The sequence below is a fragment of the Streptomyces sp. P3 genome, from assembly GCF_003032475.1.
Taxonomy (GTDB): domain Bacteria; phylum Actinomycetota; class Actinomycetes; order Streptomycetales; family Streptomycetaceae; genus Streptomyces.
In genome coordinates this window covers 7697510-7708442 of the sequence record NZ_CP028369.1, presented here as the reverse complement: position 1 = coordinate 7708442, position 10933 = coordinate 7697510, and the positions used below count along the sequence as shown (strand labels likewise).

Sequence of the window (10933 nt, the reverse complement as noted above, 5' to 3'; positions counted from 1 at the left end):
CCCCGCGGCGCATGAGAATAAGATTCTCCCATTCGGAAGGGGCATTTCCATGATCGATTCGAAAGCGCTGAGCCCGGCACTCGGTGTCGAGTTCACCGGGGTCAACGACCCCCTCGACGATTCCTTCGTCCACCGCTGTGCGGAGGCCCTCAAGTGGCGGGGCGTCCTGCTGGTGCGCGGGCTGCATCTCGACGACGAGCGGCAACTGGCGTTCAGCCGGCGGCTGGGCGACGTGGTCGCGCTGAACGGCCGGGAGATCTTCCCGATCTCCATCGACCCGGAGAAGAGCAGGACCGCCAAGTACCTCAGGGGCGCCTTCTTCTGGCATCTCGACGGCACCACCGACGACGTGCCGGTGAAGGCCACCACCCTGACCGCCCGCCAGATCGCCATGACCGGCGGCGGCACGGACTTCGCCAGCACCTACGCGGCGTACGAGAACCTGCCGGAGAAGGACCGCGAGCGCTTGGATGCCCTGCGCGTGGTGCACAGCTTCGAGGCCGCCCAGCGGCTGGTGAACCCCGGCCCCGGTGAGAAGGAGCTGGCAGCCTGGCGTGCCCGGCCCACCCACGAGGTGTCCCTGGTGTGGCGGCGCCGCGACGGCCGCCGCTCCCTGGTCACCGGTGCCACCGCCGACCATGTCGTCGGCATGGACCCCGCCGAGAGCCGCGCCCTGCTGGACGAACTGCTCGACCGGACCACCCAGGAGCGTTTCCGCTACACCCACGAGTGGGAGGTCGGCGATCTGGTGGTCTGGGACAACACCGGCATCCTGCACCGGGCACTTCCCTACGCCGAGGACTCCGAGCGGCTGCTGCACCGCACGACCGTCGTCGGCGACGAGGCGTTCGCGTGAGCGCCGCGACGGCCCCGACCGCCGTCGTGACGGGAGGTGCCTCCGGCATCGGCCGGGCGATCGCGCAGCGGCTCACCGCCGACGGCCTGAACGTGGCCGTGCTCGACCTCTCCCCCGTCGAGGAGGGCTTCGGGCTGACGGTGGACGTCACGGACCGTGCCCAGGTCGACAAGGCGATGGACGCGGTGCGCGAGCGGTTCGGGCCCGTGCGTGTCCTGGTCAACGCGGCCGGCAAGGACGGCTTCACCCGCTTCTCGGACCTGCCCTTCACCGACTGGCAGCGCGTGGTCGACATCAACCTCAACGGCGTCTTCCACTGCGTGCAGTCGGTCCTGCCGGACATGCTCCGGGCCCGCTGGGGCCGCATCGTGAACATCTCGTCCTCCAGCGCCCACTCGGGACAGCCGTTCATGGCGCACTACGTCGCCGCCAAGTCCGCCGTCAACGGGCTCACCAAGGCCCTCGCCCTCGAACTCGGCCCCAAGGGCATCACGGTGAACGCCATCCCGCCGGGTTTCGTCGACACCCCCATGCTGCGCACCGCCGAACAGAACCAGCGGCTCGGCGGCACCATCGAGGACCACATCGCCCATACACCGGTACGCCGCGTCGGCCGCCCGGAGGACATCGCCGCGACCTGCGCCTTCCTGGTCGGCGAGGAGGCCGGGTACATCACCGGGCAGATCATCGGCGTGAACGGGGGCCGCAACACATGACGAGGGTGCCACCCGTCCCGTACGAGGAGTGGGACACCGAGGTGCTGCGGCCGCTGACCGGCGGGCGTACCGTTCCGCCGTCGAACGTGCTCGGCCTGCTGCTGAACCACCCGGAGCTGGCCAAGGCGTTCCTCACCTTCGGCACCCACCTGCTGTACCGCAGCACCCTGCCCGCGCGGACGCGGGAGCTGACGATCCTCCGGGTCGCCTGGCGGCACCGGTGCCGGTACGAGTGGTCCCACCACGTGTCGCTGGCGCGTGCGGCGGGTGTCACCGAGACGGAGCTGGAGGAGGTGCGCCGGGGCGCCCCCACCCTGCTGAACCGGGCCGTGGACGAACTCGAGACCACCTCCTCCCTCTCCGACGAGGTGTACGGGGAACTGGCGAAGGACATGGACGAACGCCGGCTGATGGACTTCGTGTTCACCGTCGGGGCGTACGGAATGCAGGCCATGGCCTACAACACCTTCGGCGTGGAGCCCGACCCGGGGACGGACGACGGCGGCACGGGCGGTCAGGGGGCCGCCGCGTGACCGGGAGGGATGGTGACACGCGGCGTTCCGCAGCAGGGCATGACGAGCCGCTTCGCGTCGTCCAGTGGGCCACGGGAACCATCGGCGCGCAGTCGCTGCGCGCCGTCCTCGGCCATCCCGGCATGACACTGGCCGGAGTTCACGTCCACGCGCCGGGCAAGGCCGGGCGGGACGCCGGCGACCTGTGCGGCGCGGGCCCCACCGGCGTCACCACCACCCACCGTCTCGACGACGTCCTCGCCCTGGGCGCCGACTGCGTGCTGTACATGCCCCGCACGACCGGCCTGGACGACCTGTGCGCCCTGCTCGCGTCCGGCGCGAACGTCGTGGCCACGACCGGCGGGTTCCACCACCCGGACGGCATGGATCCGGCGGTCCGCGGACGCGTCGAGGCGGCCTGCGAGCAGGGCGGCACCTCGCTCCACGACACCGGCAGCAGCCCGGGCTTCATCACCGAGGCCGTTCCGCTCGTGCTGGCCTCCGTCCAGCGGCGGCTGGAGCGGCTGGCCGTCCACGAGTACGCGGATCTGTCCCTGCGGAACTCACCGGAACTGCTGTTCGACATCATGGGCTTCGGCCGGGCGCCTGCCGCGGAGTACGACGAGGGGCGCCTCGCGCACCTCCAAAGGAGCTTCGGGCCGTCGTTGCGTCTGGTGGCCGACGCCCTCGGGGTGCCGCTCGACTCCGTACAGGCCAGTGGGGGGTTCGCCACCGCGGCACGCACGACCGGCATCGCCGCCGGCGTCCTGCCCGCCGGCACGGTGGCGGCGCAGCGTACGACCCTGTCCGGCCTGCGCGACGGCCGCACGCTGCTGGAGTTCGACGCGACCTGGTACTGCACCACGGACCTGGAGCCGGCCTGGGACCTGCGACCCACGGGATGGCATCTGACGGTCGACGGCGACGCGCCCCTCGACGTCGAGATGCGGTTCCCCGTGCCGCTGGAGCGGCTGGGGGCGGTCTCCCCCCGCTACACCGCGCACCGGGCCGTCAACGCGGTACCCGCCGTCTGTGCGGCGGCCCCGGGCATCCGGACCACGGTGGACCTCCCCCCGTTCACCGCGGCCCTCGGCTGAGCCCGGGGGCGGCCCCGGGCTCAGCCCTGCTTCAGTCGCTGTTTCATCTCGTCCAGGCGGGTCAGGATCGGGAAGCCGTCCACGCTCAGCGCGTTGCCGTGCCCCGTCTGATGGACGTCGAAGACCGACTGGAGGGCGGCGTGGAAGCCCTGGACGTCGAGGGTCTGGTTGACGGCCCGTTTGGCCTGGCGCAGCCCGAAGGGCGGCATCGCGGCTATCCGCTCGGCCAACTCGTGCGTCGTGGAGCCGAGTTCGTCGAGGGGCACGACCTTGTTCACCATGCCGGCCTGCTCGGCCTCGCGGGCGGTCAGCGGCCGTCCGGTGAAGAGGATCTCCTTGGCCTTGCGCGGGCCCAGCTCCCAGGTGTGGCCGTGGTACTCGACACCGCCGATGCCCATGTGCACCACCGGGTCGGAGAACTCGGCGTTCTCCGCCGCGACGATCAGGTCGCACGGCCAGCACAGCATCAGCCCGGCCGCGATGCACTTGCCCTGGACGGCCGCGATGGTCGGCTTGGGGATGTTGCGCCACTTCAGCGCGTACTCCAGATAGTGGCGGGTCTCGGTGTCGTAGATCCACTCCAGGGTGATCTCGCCGGGGCCGGGCCAGCGGTCCTTCAGGTCGTGCCCGGCGGAGAAGTGCTGCCCGTTCGCCCTGAGGACGACGACCCGGACGTCCCGGTCGCGCGCGGCCCGGGTGTAGGCCGCGTCCAGGTCGTCGAGGAGCGCCATGGTCTGGGCGTTGGCCGCCTCGGGCCGGTTGAGGGTGATCGTGGCGATGCCGTCCTCGGCCTCGTACAGGATCTGGTCCATGTGGCGTGTCCTCCTGTCCCTCGTCTATCGCGGCAGGCCGAGGATGCGCTCGGCGATGATGTTGCGCTGGATCTCGCTGGTGCCGCCCGCGATGGTGCCGGCGAAGCTGCGCGCGTACCGCTCGAACCAGCTGGAGATGAAGTGCTCGTGGTGCATGTGGTGGTACGGGCCCGTGCGTGCCGGATGCTCCAGCCCCTCGACGCCGTGCGCCTCCAGCGCGTACAGGGAGGCGGACTGGACGGCCTCGGAGCCGAGCAGTTTGAGCACCGAGATCTCCGCCGGGTCCCGGTCCTGGCCGAGCTGGCGGTGGCCGAGCAGGCGCAGCGCCGTCAGGTCCATGCGGAGCGTGGCGTACCACTCCTGGCCGGCTCCCGCGTCGGCCGCGTCGCGGAGCAGGTCCTCGAGGCGTTCGGCGTACGACAGCCACAGCAGCGTGCGTTCGTGGCCGAGGGAGCCGTTCGCCACCCGCCAGCCCTCGTTCAGGGGGCCGAGGAGGTTCTCTCGGGGTACGCGCACGTCGGTGAGGAACACCTCGTTGAAGTCCAGGTCGTCCTCGGCGGCGATCGACCCGAACGGGCGGCGCACGACGCCTTCGGCGCCGGTCGGGACCAGCAGGGCGCTGATGCCCTGGTGCTTGGGCGCGTCCGGGTCGGTGCGGACGAAGGCGAGCAGGACGTCTGCGTCGTGCGCGCCGGAGGTCCAGACCTTCTGCCCGTTGACCACGAACCCGTCCCGGTCCGGTACGGCCCTGGTGCGCAGGGAGGCCAGGTCGGAGCCGGCCTCGGGTTCGCTCATGCCGAGCGCGGCGGTGATCTCGGCGCGCAGGATCGGCACCGCCCAGCGGCGCTTCTGCTCCTCGGTGCCGAAGGTGAGCAGGGAGGCGGCGATGATGCCGAGGCCCTGGGGGTTGAAGCTGTGGTAGACCCGACGGCGGGCCAGCTCCTCCAGGTGGGCGAGTTGCTGGGGCAGGGTGGCGTCCCGGCCGCCGTACTCGGGCGGCTGGCCCGGCAGCAGCCAGCCCGCGTCGAACAGGGTGCGCTGCCAGCGGCGTGCCCAGCGGGGGACGTGGGCGCTGGAGCCGGCGCGTTCGCGGGCCCCGGCCTCGTCGGGCAGGTGGGCGTCGAGGAAGGCGGCGAACTCCGCGCGGAACGCCTCCACCTCGGGGTCGTCGGCCAGCTTCATCACGCGAGCAATGCCTTCCTGTGGACGGATGCGACGCCGAGGAGCAGGTCGCAGGCCTGGGCGCGCTTGAGGTGGTACTGCAGTTCGTTCTCCCAGGTGAAGCCCATGGCGCCGAACAGTTGCAGACCGTGCCGGAAGACCAGGCGCTGACACTCGCCCGCCGCCGCCTTGGCCATGTGCGCGGCGTCGGTCCGGCGCGGGTCGTTCTCCGCGAGGGTCAGGGCGCCGAAGTGGGTGAGGGCACGGGCCCGTTCGATGGCCACGTGCATGTCGGCCGCCTTGTGCTTGACGGCCTGGAAGGAGCCGAGCGGCCGGCCGAACTGTGCCCGCTGCCTCACGTGGTCCAGGACGAGGTCGAGGACGCGCCGGCAGGCGCCGACACAGGTGGCCGCCAGCCCCAGCAGGGCCGGCTCGGGCACCGCGGCGACCAGGCCGTCGGCGTCGACGTGGGCGGCGTGCAGGTGCGGATCGAGCACCGGGACCCGTGGTGCGGCCAGCTCCGCACCCGGGACGACGATGACCCCCCGGCCGGTGAGCAGTGCGACCTCGTCGGCCCGGTCGGCGTCGAGGACGTAGCGCCCGGCGCCGTCGAACACGGCGGTGCCGCTGCCCTCGGGGAGGCGGCCGGTGAGCGGTGCGAACCAGGTGGCGGTGGCCAGGAACGGGGTGGGGTCGGCGGCGTACCCCAGCTCTTCGAGGATGAGGGCGAGCTCGAGCGGGGGCGCCTCCAGCCAGCCGAGGCGGAGGTAGGTGTCCCATTGCTGGTCCTCGGGGCGGCCGCGCATCTTGGCCACCGTCTCGCGCACGGTGCGCCGCAGCAGCCGCTGTTCCTCGTCGAGTTCGAACTCCACGCCCGGCCTCCTCCGCCGTACCACCGGCTGCCCCCCGGGCACGGGCCCGGACCGAGGGTGAGAATACCATTCTCGCCCTGCGCGAGTAAGGCTCTTGCACTGCGCAGAGCGCAATTCGGTAGGGCTCCGGCCTCCTCTTTCCGCATGCGTGGAGTACCGTTCTTCCCATGAGTGTCGTCCCCGCCGAATCCGCCGAGTCCCCCGAGCCCGCCTGGCGGCAGCGCGCCGTCGAGCGCTCCACCCGGGCGGCGAAGCTGCGCGCCGAGCAGCGCGTGCAGCGCTTCCTGGACGCCGCCCAGGAACTCATCGCCGACAAGGGCACCACCGACTTCACCGTGCAGGAGGTCGTGGAGCGCTCCCGCCAGTCGCTGCGCAGCTTCTACCAGCACTTCGACGGCAAGCACGAACTGCTGCTCGCACTGTTCGAGGACGCGCTGGCGAGGTCGGCCGCCGACATCCGCGAGAAGACCGCCACGGGACAGGGCCCGCTGGCGCGACTGAAGACCGCGGTCGAGTTGCTCTACGACGCCTCCAAGCCCCGCCCGGGCCGGCAGTCGCCGCTCTTCACCGACTTCGCCGTCCAGCTGCTGGTGTCCCACCCGGACCAGGTGGCCACCGCGCACCTCCCCCTGCTCGGCCTCTTCACCGAGCTGGTGGAGGAGGCCGTCCAGGCGGGGCAGGCCACCTCCCCGAAGGCCCGGCGCACCGCCTCCCTGATCATGCAGACGGCCATGTTCACGGCCCAGGCCCCCGCCGCCCCGGTCGGAGCCCACCCGTCTCCGATCACCGTCGAGGAGGTGTGGGCGTTCTGCCTCGGCGGGATCACGGGCGGAGCGGCGGCCGGCACCCAGGAGCCGACGACCGGGCCGGCCGCGAGGAAGACGGGCGCGGCGAAGAAGACGACTGCCGCGAAGAAGGCGACCTCGGACACCACGGCGACGAGGGCAGCCTCGGGCACCGCCGCCAAGAAGACAGCCTCGGGCACCAGCGCCAAGAAGACGGCATCGGGCACCGCCGCGAGGAAGTCCACCACCCCGGCCAGATCCGTCACCGGTAAGACGACTTCCCGGCCCCGGACCTGATCCGACCGCCCTCAGGCTCGGGCCCCCGCGGCGCACCCGCGGGGGCCCGCTCACGTCGGAAACATCCCTCCGGGCTCTTGACCGACCACTTTGGTCTGACCTTTGATATGTTTCGCACTTTCCATCCGCCGCCCGGCAGAGGGGTTCCCCACTGTGGACTTCGAGCTGACCGAGGATCAGGAGACGATTCGCAAGGCCGTGGCCGGTCTCCTGCGTGACTTCGACGACCGGTACTGGATGGAGAAGGACCGGGACCACGCGTTCCCGGAGGAGTTCTACGCCGTGGTCGCGGACGGCGGCTGGCTCGGCATCACGATCCCCGAGGAGTACGGTGGCCACGGACTCGGCATCACGGAGGCCACGCTGCTGCTGGAGGAGGTCGCGCGCTCCGGCGGTGGCATGAACGCCGCCAGCGCGATCCACATGTCGATCTTCGGCATGCATCCGGTGGTGGTGCACGGCTCCGAGGAGCTGAAGCGGCGCACCCTGCCCCGGATCGCGCGCGGTGATCTGCACGTGTGCTTCGGAGTGACGGAGCCGGGCGCCGGCCTGGACACGACGAGCATCACGACGTACGCCCGCCGGGACGGCGACCACTACGTCGTCAGTGGACGCAAGGTGTGGATCTCCAAGGCCCTGGAGTCGGAGAAGATCCTGCTGCTGACCCGCACGGCCCGGCGCGACGAGGTCGACAGGCCGACGGACGGCATGACCCTGTTCCTGACCGACCTGGACCGCGACCGGGTGGACATCCGCCCGATCCCGAAGATGGGCCGCAACGCCGTCTCCTCCAACGAGCTGTTCATCGACGAACTCAGAGTGCCCGTCGAGGACCGGGTCGGCGAGGAGGGCCAGGGCTTCCGCCATCTGCTCGACGGTCTCAACCCGGAGCGGATGCTGATCGCCGCCGAGGCGCTCGGCATCGGCCGGGTCGCCCTGGAGCGGGCCGTGCGTTACGGCCGCGAGCGGGAGGTGTTCGGCCGGCCCATCGGCATGAATCAGGGCGTCCAGTTCCCGCTCGCCGACGCGCTCACCCGCCTCGACGCGGCGGAGCTCGTACTGCGCAAGGCGACCTGGCTGTACGACCAGGGCCGGCCGTGCGGGCGGGAGGCCAACACCGCCAAGTACCTGTGCGCGGACGCCGGGTTCACCGCCGCCGACCGGGCCCTGCAGACGCACGGCGGCATGGGCTACTCCGAGGAGTATCCGGTGGCCCGCCTCTTCCGGGAGGCCCGCCTGATGCGGATCGCGCCGGTCAGCCAGGAGATGGTCCTGAACTATCTGGGGTCCCACACGCTGGGGCTTCCGAGGAGCTACTGAGGAGCCGTGATGGCCGAAGGAACGGGACTGTTCGCCCTGACGGGACGTTCGGCGCTGGTGACCGGCGCCGGCGGCGGCATCGGCTCGGCCGTGGCCGAGGCGCTGGCACGGGCCGGGGCCGCGGTGCTCGTCACCGATGTCGACGGGGCCGCGGCCGCGGACGTGGCCGCGAGGCTGACCGCGCGGGGCCTGCGCGCCGAGGGAGCGGCCCTGGACGTCGTGGACCGGGAAGCGGCCGACGCCGCGGTGTCCCGGGCCGCCGCGCTCACCGGCGGGACGCTGCACATCCTCGTCAACAACGCCGGGGTCACCGCTCCCGCGATGTTCGAGAAGCTGGAGAAGGAGTCGGTACGGCGACTGATCGAGGTCCATGTGCTGGGAGCGTTCCAGTGCGCCCAGGCCGCGTTGCCCTTCCTCCCGACGGACGGCACCGGGCGGATCATCAACGTCACGTCGTCGGCCGGCCTGACCGGCACCCTGGGCCAGGTGAACTACTCGGCGGCCAAGGCCGCCGTCATCGGGTTCACCAAGTCGCTGGCCCGCGAGCTGGCCAGGAAGAACATCCTGGTCAACGCGCTGGCACCGCTGGCGGCGACCTCGATGACCGAGACCATCCGCACCGACCCGAAGTTCGCGGACCGGATGCTCGCCCGGATCCCGCTGGGCCGGTGGGCGGAGCCGGCCGAGGTCGCGGGCGCGTTCGTCTTCCTCGCCTCCGACGCGGCGTCCTTCGTCACCGGACAGGTGCTGCCGGTGGACGGCGGGCTGGTCATCTGACGGACGGCACGCGGTGTTGAATGGTTCAGCCGAAACGGACGCCCGACGAGAGGCCTGAACCCGTGCCCAGCGCCCATTCCACCTCCCGCACCCCGCGCTTCGACACGCTCACCGTCCCCAAGGCCTCGGACGTCCTGGCCGCCGAGGTGCGTGAGCGCATCCTGACCGGGCAGCTGACGGAGGGCACGGCACTGCCTCCCGAGCGGCAGCTGGTGGAGCAGACGGGGCTGAGCCGGGCGACCGTCCGGGAGGCGCTGCGCATCCTGGAGGTCGAGCGGCTGGTGGAGATCCGGCCGGGACGCGGGGGCGGGGCCTTCGTGCGCCGGCCGGGCCGGGAGTCCCTGGCGAACACGGTCCGGTTGGTGATCCGGGGCCAGCAGATCCGGCTGGAGGCGCTGCACGAGACCCGCGAGGCGATCGAACCGGCGTGCGCGGCTCTCGCGGCCGGCCGGCGCTCCGAGCAGGACCTGGCCGACCTGGACGCCGCCCACGCCGAGCTGGTCGGGGCCGGTGAGGACATCCGGCGCTTCCTGCGGGCCAACGTCCGCTGGCACAACGGGGTGGCGAGGGCCGGCGGCAACGAGCTGCTCATCGGGTTCCTCAGCGCTCTCTCGGAGTCGATCTACGCCGCCACGAACCTGGAACGGTTCATGGACGCCCGGATCCGCGAGGTCACCGCCCGGGCGCACGCGAAGATCACCGAGGCCATCAGGGCGGGTGACGCGGCGGCCGCCCGGCGGCGGATGAGCCGCCATGTGTGCGGGTTCGCACGGGCCGCCGCGGAGGTGGACCGCCGGGATCGGGTGGAACTGACCGAGCCCGAGGCCTGATCCGCCCGGCACCGGTTGAGAATATGATTCTCTATTTCACGCAACACCATTGACACATTCGGTCTGACCTTTAATAACATCGGCGGCATGACCGATGTGAGCCCCGTCCTGACCGTGGCCGACGACGGAGACGTCCGCATCGTCACGCTGAACCGCCCCGACCGCCTCAACGGTGTCTCCGCGGAGCTCCACCTCCGGCTGTCCCAGGTGTGGCGGGAGCTCGCCGAGGACCCCGGAGCGCGGGCTGTCGTCCTCACCGGGGCAGGACGGGCGTTCAGCGCGGGCGGCGACTTCGACCATCTGCTCCGCCACCACGACGACCCGGGGCTGCGGGAGCGGTCCATCCGGCTCGACCGCACCATCCAGACGGACATGATCCGCTTTCCGCTGCCGGTCGTCGCCGCCGTCAACGGCCCTGCCGTGGGCCTCGGCTGCTCCCTCGCACTGGGGTGCGACCTCGTCCTCATGGCCGAGGACGCCTACCTCGCCGACCCCCACGTCTCGGTGGGCCTGGTGGCGGGCGACGGCGGGGTGACCCTGTGGCCGCTGCTGACCAGCCTGTTGCGCGTGAAGGAGTACCTGTTCACCGGGGACCGCATCCCGGCCGCCACCGCCGTCGAACTCGGCCTGGCCAACCGGACCGTTCCGGGGGCCGACCTGATGGGTGCGGCCCTGGCCCTGGCCCACCGGCTCGCGGCCCAGCCCCCGGAGGCGCTGCGGGCCACGAAGGCGGCCCTCGCGGCGGTGGTCGAACAGGTCTCGCGCGGCGGCATGGAAGCGGCGCTGCTGGCCGAGCGCTCCACCATGACCAGCCCCGACCACATCCGCATCGTGGGCGACCTCGCCTCCCGCGCGAACCGCCGCGCCGCCACCGCCCTCACCGCCGAGGAGGACTGAG

General features: G+C 71.8%; 12 protein-coding genes. 9 read left to right on the top strand and 3 right to left on the bottom strand.

Annotated features, from left to right (window positions below):
* Positions 1 to 49 precede the first annotated feature (49 nt).
* Genes C6376_RS34075 through C6376_RS34060 form a run of 4 tightly spaced genes read left to right on the top strand, consistent with a single transcriptional unit; the run spans position 50 to position 3181 of the window.
* Positions 50 to 856, top strand: a complete 807-nt coding sequence (locus C6376_RS34075; RefSeq protein ID WP_107446920.1) for a TauD/TfdA family dioxygenase — start codon at positions 50 to 52, stop codon at positions 854 to 856.
* Complete coding sequence (locus tag C6376_RS34070; protein ID WP_107446919.1) at positions 853 to 1572, top strand: SDR family NAD(P)-dependent oxidoreductase; 720 nt, start codon at positions 853 to 855, stop codon at positions 1570 to 1572. The genes C6376_RS34075 and C6376_RS34070 overlap by 4 nt, the downstream gene beginning before the upstream one ends.
* Positions 1569 to 2105 (top strand): carboxymuconolactone decarboxylase family protein, encoded by a 537-nt coding sequence (locus tag C6376_RS34065; RefSeq protein WP_107446918.1) that lies wholly within the window; start codon positions 1569 to 1571, stop codon positions 2103 to 2105. The genes C6376_RS34070 and C6376_RS34065 overlap by 4 nt, the downstream gene beginning before the upstream one ends.
* The gene (locus tag C6376_RS34060; protein WP_107446917.1) at positions 2102 to 3181 is read left to right on the top strand and encodes a dihydrodipicolinate reductase; all 1080 of its coding nucleotides are present in this window, start codon (positions 2102 to 2104) and stop codon (positions 3179 to 3181) included. Before C6376_RS34065 ends, C6376_RS34060 begins: the two co-directional genes overlap by 4 nt.
* 20 nt (positions 3182 to 3201) lie before the next feature.
* On the opposite strand, the gene C6376_RS34055 is transcribed toward C6376_RS34060, so the two are convergent.
* Genes C6376_RS34055 through C6376_RS34045 form a run of 3 tightly spaced genes read right to left on the bottom strand, consistent with a single transcriptional unit; the run spans position 3202 to position 6026 of the window.
* Entirely contained in the window at positions 3202 to 3993 is a 792-nt protein-coding gene (locus C6376_RS34055; protein ID WP_107446916.1) for an enoyl-CoA hydratase, read from the bottom strand.
* A 24-nt stretch (positions 3994 to 4017) separates the two neighbouring features.
* Positions 4018 to 5175: an acyl-CoA dehydrogenase family protein gene (locus tag C6376_RS34050; RefSeq protein ID WP_107446915.1), complete on the bottom strand. Its 1158-nt coding sequence runs from the start codon at positions 5173 to 5175 to the stop codon at positions 4018 to 4020.
* Positions 5175 to 6026: an acyl-CoA dehydrogenase family protein gene (locus C6376_RS34045; RefSeq protein ID WP_107446914.1), complete on the bottom strand. Its 852-nt coding sequence runs from the start codon at positions 6024 to 6026 to the stop codon at positions 5175 to 5177. The genes C6376_RS34050 and C6376_RS34045 overlap by 1 nt, the downstream gene beginning before the upstream one ends.
* Before the next feature lie 167 nt (positions 6027 to 6193).
* Between C6376_RS34045 and C6376_RS34040 the strand changes: the two genes are divergently transcribed.
* The 5 genes from C6376_RS34040 to C6376_RS34020 all read left to right on the top strand — a co-directional run bounded on the left by C6376_RS34040 (position 6194) and on the right by C6376_RS34020 (position 10932).
* Positions 6194 to 7108: a TetR/AcrR family transcriptional regulator gene (locus C6376_RS34040; protein ID WP_107446913.1), complete on the top strand. Its 915-nt coding sequence runs from the start codon at positions 6194 to 6196 to the stop codon at positions 7106 to 7108.
* Positions 7109 to 7261: 153 nt separating this feature from the next.
* Positions 7262 to 8428 carry an acyl-CoA dehydrogenase family protein gene (locus C6376_RS34035; RefSeq protein ID WP_107446912.1) on the top strand — a complete coding sequence of 389 codons (1167 nt, stop codon included), beginning with the start codon at positions 7262 to 7264 and terminating at the stop codon, positions 8426 to 8428.
* Between the two features lie 9 nt (positions 8429 to 8437).
* Positions 8438 to 9205, top strand: a complete 768-nt coding sequence (locus tag C6376_RS34030; RefSeq protein WP_107446911.1) for an SDR family NAD(P)-dependent oxidoreductase — start codon at positions 8438 to 8440, stop codon at positions 9203 to 9205.
* A 62-nt stretch (positions 9206 to 9267) separates the two neighbouring features.
* Positions 9268 to 10035: a FadR/GntR family transcriptional regulator gene (locus tag C6376_RS34025; protein WP_254076176.1), complete on the top strand. Its 768-nt coding sequence runs from the start codon at positions 9268 to 9270 to the stop codon at positions 10033 to 10035.
* Positions 10036 to 10122: 87 nt separating this feature from the next.
* A complete protein-coding gene (locus C6376_RS34020; protein WP_107446909.1) occupies positions 10123 to 10932 on the top strand; it encodes an enoyl-CoA hydratase/isomerase family protein in 810 nt (269 codons plus the stop codon).
* The last annotated feature ends 1 nt before the right edge of the window (position 10933 follow it).